Annotated in this window: 13 protein-coding genes; 10 read left to right on the top strand and 3 right to left on the bottom strand. The window is 62.7% G+C overall.

Translation table 11 applies throughout. The features are described from left to right. Positions 1–122 precede the first annotated feature (122 nt). The 7 genes from F7R90_RS04060 to F7R90_RS04030 all read left to right on the top strand — a co-directional run bounded on the left by F7R90_RS04060 (position 123) and on the right by F7R90_RS04030 (position 7,950). Positions 123–2,531 carry an amino acid permease gene (locus F7R90_RS04060; protein WP_158055998.1) on the top strand — a complete coding sequence of 803 codons (2,409 nt, stop codon included), beginning with the start codon at positions 123–125 and terminating at the stop codon, positions 2,529–2,531. Between the two features lie 183 nt (positions 2,532–2,714). Beyond that, positions 2,715–3,347, top strand: a complete 633-nt coding sequence (locus F7R90_RS04055) for a hypothetical protein (protein WP_225741256.1) — start codon at positions 2,715–2,717, stop codon at positions 3,345–3,347. 95 nt (positions 3,348–3,442) lie between these two features. Next, the gene (locus tag F7R90_RS04050; protein WP_158055996.1) at positions 3,443–4,198 is read left to right on the top strand and encodes a twin-arginine translocation signal domain-containing protein; all 756 of its coding nucleotides are present in this window, start codon (positions 3,443–3,445) and stop codon (positions 4,196–4,198) included. A 12-nt stretch (positions 4,199–4,210) separates the two neighbouring features. Then, positions 4,211–4,564 (top strand): hypothetical protein, encoded by a 354-nt coding sequence (locus F7R90_RS04045; RefSeq protein WP_158055995.1) that lies wholly within the window; start codon positions 4,211–4,213, stop codon positions 4,562–4,564. 50 nt (positions 4,565–4,614) lie between these two features. Next, positions 4,615–5,007, top strand: coding sequence for a hypothetical protein (locus tag F7R90_RS04040; RefSeq protein ID WP_158055994.1), 393 nt, complete (start codon positions 4,615–4,617; stop codon positions 5,005–5,007). 256 nt (positions 5,008–5,263) lie between these two features. Further along, complete coding sequence (locus F7R90_RS04035) at positions 5,264–5,701, top strand: universal stress protein (protein ID WP_158055993.1); 438 nt, start codon at positions 5,264–5,266, stop codon at positions 5,699–5,701. Beyond that, positions 5,698–7,950 (top strand): amino acid permease, encoded by a 2,253-nt coding sequence (locus F7R90_RS04030; RefSeq protein ID WP_158055992.1) that lies wholly within the window; start codon positions 5,698–5,700, stop codon positions 7,948–7,950. The genes F7R90_RS04035 and F7R90_RS04030 overlap by 4 nt, the downstream gene beginning before the upstream one ends. 26 nt (positions 7,951–7,976) lie before the next feature. On the opposite strand, the gene F7R90_RS04025 is transcribed toward F7R90_RS04030, so the two are convergent. Then, a complete protein-coding gene (locus F7R90_RS04025) occupies positions 7,977–8,207 on the bottom strand; it encodes an Lrp/AsnC family transcriptional regulator (RefSeq protein WP_158055991.1) in 231 nt (76 codons plus the stop codon). 123 nt (positions 8,208–8,330) lie between these two features. Here F7R90_RS04025 and F7R90_RS04020 point away from each other — a divergent pair, with 123 nt between their 5' ends. The 3 genes from F7R90_RS04020 to F7R90_RS04010 all read left to right on the top strand — a co-directional run bounded on the left by F7R90_RS04020 (position 8,331) and on the right by F7R90_RS04010 (position 10,411). Beyond that, positions 8,331–8,855: a hypothetical protein gene (locus F7R90_RS04020; RefSeq protein ID WP_158055990.1), complete on the top strand. Its 525-nt coding sequence runs from the start codon at positions 8,331–8,333 to the stop codon at positions 8,853–8,855. A 78-nt stretch (positions 8,856–8,933) separates the two neighbouring features. Then, positions 8,934–9,590 (top strand): helix-turn-helix domain-containing protein, encoded by a 657-nt coding sequence (locus tag F7R90_RS04015; RefSeq protein ID WP_158055989.1) that lies wholly within the window; start codon positions 8,934–8,936, stop codon positions 9,588–9,590. Between the two features lie 158 nt (positions 9,591–9,748). Next, on the top strand, positions 9,749–10,411 hold the full coding sequence (locus F7R90_RS04010) for a helix-turn-helix domain-containing protein (protein ID WP_158055988.1): 663 nt from the start codon (positions 9,749–9,751) through the stop codon (positions 10,409–10,411). 32 nt (positions 10,412–10,443) lie between these two features. Here F7R90_RS04010 and F7R90_RS04005 read toward each other — a convergent pair whose 3' ends face one another. Further along, a complete protein-coding gene (locus F7R90_RS04005) occupies positions 10,444–12,006 on the bottom strand; it encodes a TrkH family potassium uptake protein (protein ID WP_158055987.1) in 1,563 nt (520 codons plus the stop codon). Next, the gene (trkA, locus tag F7R90_RS04000; RefSeq protein WP_158055986.1) at positions 12,003–13,340 is read right to left on the bottom strand and encodes a Trk system potassium transporter TrkA; all 1,338 of its coding nucleotides are present in this window, start codon (positions 13,338–13,340) and stop codon (positions 12,003–12,005) included. Before trkA ends, F7R90_RS04005 begins: the two co-directional genes overlap by 4 nt. Positions 13,341–13,690: the final 350 nt, after the last annotated feature.

Genomic DNA, 13,690 nt, shown 5'->3' with positions numbered 1-13,690 from the left:
TTAAGAAAGGTAGTGGCCGGTCGTGTCGAATTTTCGCAGTCGTTTCAGACACTTCGTGACAGTCTACTTTTGCACCATATTTCAAGCAGTAACTTTTCCACAGTTCCGAGTCAAGGTAAACTATGTCGGCCTCAGGACCAGGGGACGCAGGCAACCAAGGCGGCGTAGCGCCAGACGGTGGGACCGGGTCGGACGTAGAGGCACAACTGGACCGCGACATCGGCATCGTCGGCGCAATCGCGCTGGGCGTCGGTACCATGATCGCCGCAGGTATCTTCGTCCTCTCCGGACTGGCCGTGAGCAACGTCGGCGCGGCGGCCATCGTCTCGTTCTTGCTGGCCGCAATCGTGGCCAGTTTCACCGCCTTCGCCTACGCGGAGTTCGCGTCGCTCTACCCCGAGAGCGGCGGCGGCTACATGTACGTCGCCAACGTCTTCGAGACGGACCTGACCTACATCGTCGGGTGGTCGATGATTCTGGGTTACCCTGCGAGTGCGGCGTTCTATCTAGCGAGTTTCTCGGACTGGTTCTATCGGTTCATGTACCCCGCGCTGGACATCTCGCAAGCGACACCGTACTGGGCGTCGGGGCTGGCGGTCCTCGGTTTGCTCGTCGCAATCAACCTGAAAGGAACCGAAGAGACCGGACTGTTCCAAATCGTCGTCACGGCACTGAAAGTCGCGCTCATCGTCCTGTTCCTCTACGGCGGCCTCCAAGGCTTCGAGTCGTCCGTCGTGATGAACTCGCTCTCGGAGAACTTGAACGACTTCCGGCAACTCGGACTGACCACCGCGCTGGTGTTCATCACGTTCTTCGGTTTCGAAGCGATTGCGACGAACGCCGAAGAGATAGAGAAACCGAGTACGAACATCCCGCGAGCCATCTTCTTCAGCATGGGGTTCGTAACGTTCGTCTACGCGCTGGTCGTCATCGTCATCGTGTTGGCAGTCAACGACACGAACTTCTTGCAGTTCCTCGCCAACCAGCAGAACCTCGCCGGACCGGAGGCCGCCAGAGCGTTCGTCGCGACGAACGGCGAAGTCTCGATGGGTCGGGCGGCCCAGTACTACCTCGGCGACGTTGGCTTCTACATCGTCATCGTTGGCGCGTTGTTCTCGATGCTGTCGGCGGCGAACGCGACGATTCTGGCCGGGTCGCGCGTGAAACTAGCGATGGCCCGCCGTCACCACCTCCCCGAGCAGTTCGAAGACCTGCATCCGAGTCTGAACACGCCGTACAAGTCGGTCCTCCTGACTGGCGGTCTCATCCTCTTCTACATCGCCGTCTTCAGCGTTCTCTTCGGGACGGCACCCGGCGTGGACCCACACAGCGTCACGTTCCCGCTCGGACTCCACCTCGGACTCCACTCCATCGCGCACTTCGCGGACTTCATGCTACTCGGCGGTCTCATCTTCGTCAACTTCGCCATCATCCAGTCCCGGCGGAAGTTTCCGAAAGTCGAACGCGGGTTCGAAGTGCCCGCCGTTCCGTGGCTTCCAATCGTTGCAATTCTGGCCAATCTCGGCCTGTTGGTCAACGTCGAACCGAAGGCGTTCGTCATCGGCGTCCTCGCGGAAGTAGTCGGCGTTGGCTTCTGGTTCGCCTGGAAGTCTCAAGCGCCCGAGTCCGAACGACTGGAGCGCGAGACGCCGACCGTCGTCTCCGAACACACGCCCGCCGACCGCGACTACCAGATAGTCGTACCGGTCGCCAACCCCGAGACAGTCGAGCAGTTGATGCGCACGGCAGTAGACATCGCGGCCGACAACGACGGCGAGATTCTGGTAATGAGCGTCGTCACCGTCCCCGAACAGACGCCACTCGAAGAGGCACGCCAGTTCGTCGGCGAGGAACGCGCGGCCATCGACCGCGCGATGGACGTGGCCGAAGAAGTCGATAGTGACGTCCCGGTCAACGGCATGGTTCGCATCGGCCACGACGCCTCCCACGGCATCCTCAACACGATTCGGCAGTACGAGAGCGACGCCGTCCTCGTCGGGTGGCGGGGGCGCGCGCACCATCGCCGCGACGTGGTGCTGGGCGGTACCGTAGACGAAGTCGTCCGCGAAGCAGAGTGCGACGTACTGGTCGAGAAAATAGGCGACACGACCACTGTCGAGTCCATCTTGGTCCCGACCGCTGGCGGCCCGCACGCGGAACTGGCCGCCGAGACCGCCCGCGCTATCGCTCGTTCGGAAGGCTCCGAAATTCGAGTCGTCCACGTCACGGAATCAGGTGCGGACCGAGAGACGCGAGAAGAAGCCGAAGCCAAGATTCGAGAGACGCTCGACGAACTGGACGACGTCGTCGCGGAAGGTGAAGTTCTCGAAGGCGACGACGTGGTCGAAACAATCGTCACCGAGACCGAGAACTACGACATGACTATCATCGGTGCGACCCGAGAGAGCGCGGTCCAGCGACTCGTCTTCGGGACGATACCCGAGAAAGTCGGGGCGAACGCACCGAACGCGGTCATCATGACTAAGCGGGACCTCGGTATCAGGTCTCGGCTTCGGCAACTGCTGGAGTGACGCGGTCGGAACACTCGAACATCCGAATTCACCGCGTATCCGGCGACCACGCGAGCTTTCTTTCTCGAAATGCGTTGTTTCTCTTCTGAACGCCAGTTGATTCGGACGAAAGCCTAGCAAATGCAGATTGAGGGCCGTGTGGGTTCAGGTCGCTCGGAGACGATTCCCGAGTGGGTGCGAACGATGGCAGACAGCAACCAACGAGAGTCCGAATCGACAGGGGACCTCGACCGCCGAACGATGCTGAAGGGGGCCGCCGCGGCCGGGATGGCCGGAACTGCGCTGAGCGGAACCGCGAGCGCACATTCGAACACGATAGACTTCCTCGCTGACGACGACGGCGCGCTCGTCTACCGATTCAGCGTCTCGGGAGAAATCGAGCGGGGCGGGCGCTTCGACACCGACGACGGCGACGAGATACTAGACGACCACACCGCCGAGGGGGCCGTCGCGAACGGCCGTGGCGACAGTTTCACGTTCTCCGGCGAACTCCGGTCGCTCCACACCGAGGGACGCGGCGCGGTGTTCGTCAACGGGAAACTCGTCCGCGACACGCGAGAGAAGTCCAAGCCGGAACCGCTCCCGAACGCGATAACGATTCGCGGCAGAGGCAAAGAAGTAGCGTACAAGTTCCGGGTGAGCGGCCGCGTCGAGAAGGGGAAGACCGCAGGCGACACCGACGAAGTAATCGGCGACGACGAGGTTCGCGGGACGGTAACGAACGACCGCGACGACTATCGGTACTCCGGGTCGATTTCGTTCGAGAGTACCGACGCCCCGCTGACGGTGGTCCTCGACCTGAACAGAGACGACTGACTGGGTTCAGCTACCCACTCACCAGATATTTCAGGGAGCCGAGAGCGTCGAACTGAGACCAAACGATATGCTGACAGGCGTGGTGGGTACGAATCATGAGCATGGGACGGGGGAGTTCGGAACGGACCGTGTCGAGACGGGGATTTCTGACAGGTGTCGGGAGCGTGGTCGGGGTGGTAGTCGTCTCGGGACTCGTGAGTAGCCAGCAGGTCGATACGTCGCTCCCACCCGGTGCAGTCCTCTTCGACTTGAACGACGACGGAAGCTTCGACGCCGAAGTCACCGCCGGTTCCGACTCGGTCCGCGACGACGCGCATCCGAACCCGGTTCACGTCACGTCGGGTGGCAACTCGACGGTCGATTACGCCGCGTCGGTGGTGGAACCTGATGGTGAGTTGCGTCTCGGCGACGTCCAGCAATTGAGCTACGACTACTACGAGGGACCGAACAACGCCGGTCCCGCGCCTGACGACACCTTTCTCGTCGTGGAGAACGGCGACGGCCGCCACGGCATGTATCTCTCCTTCGACGCGGACGCCCCCAGCGAGCAGTGGCAGACACACGACGTTGCGGCCCGAATCCGTGGCGACACCGAGGGAACGAGCGGTTGGTTCGAGTACACCGCCGTCGAAGGTGGTGACGACCGGAACTTCGACAACGTCGTAGAGCGCTTCGGCGAGGACGCCCGACTCGTACGAGTGGGCATCGGCCGAGGCGACGCCGTCGAACCGGCCACGCTCGACGTGTTCTACGACAACCTGCGGATAAACGACGCAACACGGGAGTTCCCGACCTCGATTTCGAAGCGCGTGGCGGGGCTCGACGGGCCGAATAGTTATATTTTCGGCTGAGTTGGTCAGCACATGGCCGAAAACGTATCGCTCGACGGGCGGACGCTCGTCGGGGTCGCGAACGCCTCCGCCGGAGAAGTCAGCGAAGACACCCGATTCGAATTCGAACAGGATGGCGATCGACTCTACGCGCAGTACTCGGGCGGCGACGTGGTCGATGGACACTTAGTCGGCACCTTCGACGGCACTGAGTGGGACATTCGCTACACGCAGATTAACGAGGCAGGCGACACGGCGACGGGTCACTCCGTCGGCGTCGTCACGCTCCTCGAAGACGGCCGCGTGCGAGTCGAAGACGAATGGGAGTGGGAGTCGAAGTCGGGGAGCGGCGAGAGCGTCCTCGAAGAGATCGAGTCCCCGGCGTAGCACCGCCGAAGGTGTATCCATTTTTCAGGCCCGCTCGCCAACCTGTAGCTATGACTCGATTCGACGCCGCGACGCCCGAAACGCGCCGGAAGTTGTTCGCCGAAGCCATCACGGCCCACCGCGAGCGCGGGAGTCCGTTTTGCACGTTCGAAGCAGACGATGACGCCACCGACGCCGAGGAGGCCCCGCCGTGGGTCCAGTTCGGCGACGGCGTCCTGAACGTGGACTGTACAGAAGACGAATTGGAGGCTCTGAAAGCCGTCCTCGGCGAGTTCCCGGCGTTCAAGATAGACGGCATCCAGCGACCCGAAGAGGTCGAAGGCGTGAACGTTCACGTCTCCGCGCTCGCGGACCCGAATCGCGTGGCCCAATGCATCGACAGTCTGTTCCGCGAGGTGTTCGACCAACCCGAGGAGTTTCGGGTGTGGGTCGCGGCGGTGTGACCGACTTCTCGGCAACAAACTCCGGATTCCAGCGACGTGGAGCGGCTAAACTCATCGACACCGGGCGACTTATTGTCCATGTCTGCTATCTCTCACACACGATGCAGACACCCATCAGAGAGAGATACCTTCGAGTCGCTACCGGCTCGAAATCACCGACCTACAGCCTCGTTTCCGGTCTCAAGTCCCGTATCGTCGCGTTCGACGGCTCGCCCCGTCGCCCGCAACACGTCACGATAGACGGCGGTGGTGGAACATGAGCGACCCGCTCCTGCAAACTGTCGTCGTCCCCGTCGCCAGCGTCGAAGACGCCGAATCGACCTTCGCGGCCGCGCTCGACCGAATTGCGGCGAGTGACGGTCGCGTCGTCGCGGTCCACGTCGTCGAGAAGGGCGGCGGCGTCCCCGACAAGGCGTCGGTCGAACAGCGCGAAGAAGTCGGCGAAGAGATTTTCGAAGTCGTCGAGCGGGCCTGCGAGGACGCAGGCGTCGCCGTCGAGACGCGACTCGAATACGGCACCGACGTCGCCGAGACTATTTTCGACGTCGCCGACGACGTAGACGCCACGTCTATCGCGTTCACGCCGCGCGGTGGCAGTCGTTGGGTGCGGATGCTCACCGGTGACGTGACCCTCTCGCTCGTGACCGAGACCGACCGACCGGTGGTCGTGCTTCCGGACGAGGACGACGAATGAGCGACGAAGAACTCGCGAAAGACCTCGGTCCACTCGCCGCACTGACCATCGGCGTCGGGACCATGATCGGCGCGGGTATCTTCGTGTTGCCTCGACAAGCGTACGCCACGGCAGGCCCCGCCATCGCACTCTCGTTCGCGGTCGGCGGTATCATCTCGCTGTTCACGGCACTGTCCGCGAGCGAACTCGGGACCGCAATGCCGAAGGCTGGCGGCAGTTACTACTACGTCAACCACGCACTTGGGCCGCTGTTCGGATCGATTGCGGGGATGGGTAACTGGATGGGACTGGCGTTCGCATCTGCGTTCTACGTGCTCGGATTCGGCGATTTCATCGTCCAACTCGTCACCATCCCCACCGTAAGCCTCGGAGTGGTGACGTTGACCGGGAAGAAGATAGCCGCGTTGATGGCGGGACTGCTGTTCGTCGTCATCAACTACGTCGGTGCGAAAGAGACGGGACGACTACAGAACGTCATCGTCATCACGCTCGTGGCGATTCTGACCGTCTTCTCGATTCTGGGCTTCCTGCAGTCGGATATCTCGACCCTGAAACCGTTCGCCCCGGCCGAACTCGGCGGCTACGGTGCGGTCCTCCCCGGAACGGCGCTCGTCTTCGTCTCGTTCCTCGGATTCGCCAAAATCACGACCGTCGCGGAGGAAATCAAGAATCCCGGCCGCAATCTCCCACTGGCGGTCGTCGGGTCGGTCGTCATCGTGACGATAATGTACGCAATCCTGATGGTCGTCATGGCGAGTGTGAAGAACTGGCGTCAACTCGCCGCAGAGGGCGCGGACCCCGTGGTCGAAGTCGCCGAAATCGCGTTCGGTGAGACGCTCGGCCTTGCAGGCGTCGGTGCAGGACTCATCATCTTCGGGGGACTGCTCGCCACCGCGTCCAGCGCAAACGCGTCGATTCTGGCCTCCTCGCGCATCAACTTCGCCATGGGCCGCGACAAACTCATCTCGTCGTGGCTCAACGACATCCACGAGAAATTTGCGACCCCGTACCGCTCGATAGGGGTGACGGGAGCCATCATTCTGGCGCTCATCCTCGTGGGCGAAGTGAAGGTGTTGGCCAAAGCCGGAAGCGTCCTTCACCTCATAGTCTACGGACTGCTCAACCTCGCGCTCATCGTGATGCGGGAGGCGGACGTCGCCGAGTACGAACCGGCGTTCAAGGTGCCGTTCTACCCCATCACGCCCATCCTCGGCGCGCTGTTCTCGTTCGCGCTCATCGGGTTCATGGCACCCATTGAAATCGGCCTCAGCGTCCTCTTCGTCGCCGGTGGCGTCGTCTGGTACTTCGCGTACGCCCGTGGTAAGACCGACAAACAGGGTATTCTCGGAAATTACATCCGAAACCGTCCCGAGAAGATGCCAGACTCGGCCGTCGCGGCCGCGACGTCGGTCCAACCGGACGGCGGCGAGTACAAGGTGATGGTGCCGCTGGCTAACCCTGAACACGAACAGCAACTCATCTCGCTGGCGAGCGCCATCGCCAACCAGCGCGACGGCCGCGTCGTCGCAGTCCACATCGTGCAGGTGCCCGACCAAACGCCGCTGGCGAGCGGGGCCGAACACGTCGAGCAACTGGACGCAGAGTCTGGCGAACTGCTCGCAAAAGCCCGCGAAGACGCCGAGACGCTCGGCGTCCCCATCGAAACTCACACCATCCTCTCGCACCGCTCGTTCGAGGAGGTGTTCGACGCCGCCCGGAGCCACAAGGCGGACCTCACAATCATGGGTTGGGGGCCGGACTCCCACGGGTCGCCGGGCCGAGCAGAGAGCGCGATGGACGAACTCACGCACAACTTGCCGTGTGACTTCCTCGTGCTGAAAGACCGCGGCTTCGACCCCGAGCGCGTGCTGGTGCCGACCGCTGGCGGTCCGGACTCGGACCTCAGCGCGACTATCGCCAAGTACCTCCGCTCGGAGTTCGACTCGGAGATTACGCTGTTGCACGTCGCCGACGACCAAACTGAAGGCGAGCGGTTCCTCGCCGACTGGGCCGACGACCACGGCTTGAGCGACGCCGACCTGCGCGTCGAAACCGGTGACGTGGAGACGGCCATCGAACGCGCCGCGAACGACTGTTCGCTGATGGTCGTCGGTGCGACCGAACGCGGTCTGCTGTCGCGTCTCGTCCGCGGGTCGCTGGTGCTGGACGTGGTGGACGACGTGGACTGTTCGGTGCTGCTGGCCGAACAGACCCGCAAGCGGTCGCTCCGCGAACGACTGTTCGGTTGAGCAAGTCACCACTTCTTCTCTCGCGGTCAGTCGAGTTGCACGTACGTCCGAGTCGTCCCCACGCCGTCGATGGCTTGAATCTCTTTCGTAAGCATCGTCTGGAGGTCGTGGACCGTCTCGCCCTCGATTTCGGCGACGATGTCGAAGTCGCCAGCGACGATGTGGGCCTCCGTGACGCCGGAGAGGTCCCGGACCGCGTCGAGGACTTCCTTCGAGGCTCCGCCCGCAGTGATAACGGCGACGTAGGCGCGAATCATCGGCAGTGATACGCTAGCAATCAGCAAAACATTGCCGCCGCATTACACGGCAGGCACTGCCCTTTTTGGACTCACGCTACTGTGTGTAGTCGTCCCGGAGCGGTTCTCGGGATGGGGGAAAGCATGTCTGAAGACACCGACCAGCGACTCGTCGGCGAATCGTCGCGTCGAACGTTCGTGAAACACGGTGCACTCGCGTCCGGTGCGCTCGCGCTCGGTATGGGTGGGGTTGGCAGTGCAGTCGGCCAAGACGGTGGCGACGGCGGGGACGGCGTAGACTACAGCGCGGAGTACAAGGCACTGATGTTCACCGGGCAGTTCCACCCGGCCGCGCGCATCGAAGTCATCTCGCCAGTCGTCAATTGGAGTCCGGAAGTCACCGGATTCACCGCGTGGAGCGACTACAACACCCGGTTCGCCAAGTACCAGAACACGAACGAGCGCGTGCCGTTCTTCCCGGCGAACGACGCAGAGGTACAGCAAGGGCAACTCTACTCGCTCGAACCGAACGCCTCTCTGTTCCCGGACGACGACCAGAATCTCACGGACGTGACGTTCAGTCCGGTTCGACCGGACGACGGTCAGCAGACGACTAGTAGCGGGAACCAGACAGGGGGCGGAAACCAGAGCGGCGGAGACGGAAACTAATCTGTCGAAGACCGAGGGCGATTACCCTTACACGTCCTACCATATACGATTAGTACCGGGACGACGTAGTCCGATTCGATGAGCCTCATCGCGGAGTTCTCCGTTCCCGCAGACAGTTTTGCGCTGGGTCACGCACTCGAATCGGCTCCCGGAACGCGCGTCGAAATCGAACGACTCGCGACTCACAGCAGAGAGTGGGTGATGCCCTTCTTTTGGGTGTCGGGCGACGACGTAGACCAGTTCGCCGACGCGCTCGAAGACGACCCGACCGTCGAAGCGTTCGAGACCCTCGACGCGTTCGACGGCACCTACCTCTACGAGATTCGGTGGGACGACGATATCGAACAGTTGGTAGACGAGATGGTCAACCGCCACGGTATCGTCCGACAGGCCATCGCCAACAAGAACGAGTGGTTTCTGAAACTTCGGTTCACCGACGAAGGGTTTCTCTCGGAGTTCCGCGACCACTTCGAGGCAGACGCGTTCGAACTCCACCGCAAGTACCGGACGACCGAACCGAAAGACGGCGAGTTCGGTCTGACGCCCGAACAGCGCGAGACGCTGGTGTTGGCCTCGGAGTTGGGTTACTTCTCGGTGCCGCGAAACGCGACGGTCGAGGACATCGCCGAACGACTCGACATCTCGGCGAACTCCGTCTCCCAGCGACTCCGCCGGGCACACGACACACTCATCCGGCACACGCTCGTCATCGACGGCGGCCAGTTGGACCGCTAACCGAGAGACTCTCGGCTCGCTGTTCGAACTCCATTAATATTGAACCCGTGGCCTTATGCGGGTTTCGTGGTAAAGGACGGCCACATGAACGACCCGTCGCTTGCCTCCTCAGGAAGGGCGAAAAGGTACGGAACTGACGCCCTGGTGGGGTGGCCTGTATGAGTGCAGCGACCGTCTTCGAAGTCGAAGTACCCGCGTCCTCGCTCGCGTTGCGCGACACGTTCGAGCGCGAACCGGGCGCGGAGTTCCGGATGGAACAGATGGTCGGTGGGGGAGGAGACAGAATCATGCCGTTCGTCTGGGTGTCCGGCATCGACGCCGACCGGGCCGAGGAACTGTTCGCCGCGGACTCGTCGGTGACGAAGACGACTCGATTGGGGGGGAACGGCGACGCGACGCTGTTCGAGGTGACGTTCGCGGGCGAAATCTGTTCGTTCGCCGAGACCATCTTCGAGCGCGACGGTGTCATGCTACACGCCAAGGGCAAAGACAGCGTCTGGAGCTTCCGGCTTCGGTTCACGAATCACCAAGACCTCGGAAGCGTCTTCGACGACGAGTTCTGTCGGCAGTACGAAGCGACCGTCACTCGCCTCTACAGCGACCAAGACGGTCCCGCCACGCGAAACGGACTGACCAGCAAGCAACAACAAGCACTCTCGGCGGCCCACGAGATGGGCTACTACACCGTGCCGCGCAACGTGGACCTGAGAGCGGTCGGTGACCGACTCGGCGTCTCCAGACAGGCCGTCTCAGAGCGACTGCGTCGCGCCCACGAATCGCTCATCGGTGACCACCTCGGCGAGAGCGAACTGGGGAATTAGGAAGCGGGGTCGAGAAGGAGAGAACGAGAAACTCACGACCGCCAGTAGGCGGGCGTGAGCAGCACCAGCACGGGCAGAATTTCTAACCGGCCGATCCACATCAGGAACACCATGAACAGCTTGCTCGACGCGGTGAACTTGAGGTAGTTACCCATCGGCCCGACGACGCCAAAGCCCGGCCCGACGTTGCCCAGCGTCGCCGCGACTGCGCTCATCGCTTCGAGCGTACTCAGCGGGAACACCGGGTCGGGGTTGCGAGTCGAGTTCAGGAAGAGGACCAGCGTCGCCACGAAGAAGATGACGATGTAGAGCAGGGTGAACGCGTAGATACCGCGGAGTGCGCGCTCGTCGAGCGCGCGACCACCGAGTCGAACGGGGCGAACTGCCTCGGGGTGGACCGTCGTGAACAGCTCTCGCTTGAACGATTTGAGGATGACGTACCACCGGACGATTTTGATGGCCCCGCCCGTCGAACCCGCGGAGCCACCGATGAACATCGCCGCGAAGAGGAGGTACTTCGCGGGGATACTCCACGTCGTGAAGTCCATGCTGGCGTATCCAGTCGTGGTGATGATGGAGGCGAGTTGGAACGTCGCGTGGCGGGCCGACGCTTCGAGGTTTCCGGCGATGGGACCGATGGTCGGCACCCGGGCCATACCGACGCCCGTGACGAGTAGCGCCGTCGCCACGGCCGCTAGCACCCCGATGATACCGACGTAGGATTTGAACTCTGAGTCTCTGAACAGATGCTCGGACTCGCCGTTCAAGACGTGCCAGAACAGCGCGAAGTTCGTCCCTGCCGCAACCATGAACGGGATGATGAGCCACTGGACGGCCGCCGAGAACGCCTCGATGCTCCGCGCGGCGGGCGAGAACCCGCCGGTAGACATCGTCGTGAAGCCGTGGGCGACCGACTGGTACAGCGTCATGTTCGGCGCGAGTGGCGTTCCGAGCGCGTTGCCCAACAGATGCAGGCCGTACAACAGCACGATTTCCAGCGCGGTGATACCGAGATACGCCACCCAGAGTGCGCGTGCGGTCTCGGCGATTCGCGGCGTGAGTTTCTGAATTCCGGGACCGGGCGCTTCCGCGTCCATCAGTTGGGCACCACCGACAGAGAGTTCCGGAAGAATCGCCACCGCGAGGACGACAATACCCATGCCGCCGAGCCACTGGGTCTGCTGTCGCCACATCATCAGCGCGCGACTGTGTTCCTCGAAGCCGATGTTCTGCATGACCGTCGCTCCGGTCGTCGTGAAGCCGCTCATCGACTCGAACAGTGCGTTCACGGGAACGGCGACAGAGCCCTCTCCGGCGATGACGTACGGTGCGCCCCCGACTATCGAGACGGCGAGCCACGTCAGTGCGACCATCAGGAACCCTTCGCGCGCGCCGAGGTCCGGGTCGTCGTCGAGTTGTTCGAGCGTCCACCCGACGGTTATCGACAGCGCGATAGCCGCGACGAACGTCGTGATGCCCTCGCCGTAGTAGAGCGCGACCACGAGCGGGAACAGCATCGCGGCCGCCAGCCACTTGACGACGGTCCCGACGAGACTGACGCTCGCTCGCCAATCGACGCGCAGATGGCCGTTCATAGCTTGCCGCTCACGTCGTCTAAGATGTCCATGTCTACGAACACAACCACGTGGTCGCCCGGTTCGATGATGGTGTCACCACGCGGGACGACGAACTCCCGGTCGCGGGTAATCGCGCCGACGACCAAACCGGTGGGGAGGTCTGCGACCGCTTCTCGAATCGGACGGCCGACCAGCGCGCTCTCTCTATCGACTTCGATTTCCAGCACTTCCGCGCGGTCGCTCTCGATGAGCGCGACGTTCTCCGTGTGAGTCTCGCGCGTGAACCGCGTGATTTCCTCGGCCGTGACTTCTCGGGGGTTGACTGCCACGTCCACGCCCACCGTCTCGAAGATGCCGACGTACTCCCCGCTCTCGACGACTGCGACCGACCGCTTCGCGCCGAGCTGCTTGGCGAGGACGGAGACGAGCAGGTTCTTCTCGTCGCTTTCGAGGGTGGCGACGACGGCGTCTGCCTCGTCGATGTGTTCGCGCGCGAGGAAGTCCGCGTCGGTCGCGTCGTTCTCCATCACGACCGTGTCGGGCAGTTTCTCGGCCAACTCGCGGGCGCGGTCGTGGTCCTGTTCGATGAGTCGCGGATGAAGGCCGCGGTCTTCGAGGAGTCGGGCGGTGTGGAAGCCGATTTCGCTCCCGCCGATGATGACGAGGTCTTCGTTCCCGGTCGGGGTCGCGCCGGGCGCGACCTCGCGGGCGAACCCCTGGACGCTCTCGGGCGACCCGATGACGACGACCTTGTCGCCCGCGCGAATCTTCGTCTCACCGCTGGGAATCTCTACGTCGTTCTCCCGCAGGAGCGCCGCGAACGTCAGCGACTCGAAGCGGTCTGCCTCCTGCACCGTTTGCCCGGCGACGGGACTGCCCTCGTCCACTTCGAACTCGGCCATCTGAACTTTGCCCCCTGCGAACGGGTCCACGTCGCGCGCGGCGGGCAGACCGATGACCCGGACGATGTCCTCTGCCGTGAGGAGGTTCGAACAGACCATGAAGTCCACGCCGAAGGCGTTCTCGGCGTGCTCCCACGTTTCGAGGTAATCGACGTTCTTGACCCGCGCGATGGTGAACGGGTCGTCCACGGTCTTGGCCGTGCCACAGGCGACGAGGTTCGTCTCGTCGTCGTCCGTGCTGGCGATGAGCATGTCTGTCTGCTCGATACCGGCCTCCCGAAGCGTCGAGAGCGACGTGCCGTCGCCCTCGATGGCGAGGACGTCCAGCGAGTAAGTCAGCGCGTCCACTCGCTCGCCGTCCACGTCCACCACGACGACCTCGTGGTTGTCCGCGAGGCCCGCGGCGATAGAGGAACCGACCTCACCAGCGCCGATGATGATAACTCGCATCCAAACCCTCCGTCATTCTTCTTGGGTGTTTCAAATCCCGAGCGTATGAACATTTCCTTCCACCTTTTTTCTCGTCGGGTAGCAACGGCGCGCTTCGCGCGCCTGCTACCACTTCTCCAAAAAATCTGGACCAAAAAACCGACACTCGAACTTCGTGCGCAGAGCGCACGAAATTCTCGCGTCTACTGATTACTGGTGCGACTTCAGCACCGTACCGCACAGCACCGCCTCAGCCACACGCCTCCCCAACCGACTCCTTCGCGTTGCTCAGTCGTCTCTCGCGCGAGATGGTCGAATCACCGAAAGACTTCGCTCCGCTCGTCTTTCGAGCCTTCCTTCACATTCGCTCA

The sequence above is a fragment of the Halorussus halophilus genome (assembly GCF_008831545.1).
Taxonomy (GTDB): domain Archaea; phylum Halobacteriota; class Halobacteria; order Halobacteriales; family Haladaptataceae; genus Halorussus; species Halorussus halophilus.
Note: the sequence above shows the minus strand (reverse complement) of the source record. Positions and strands in the feature narration are given on the sequence as shown.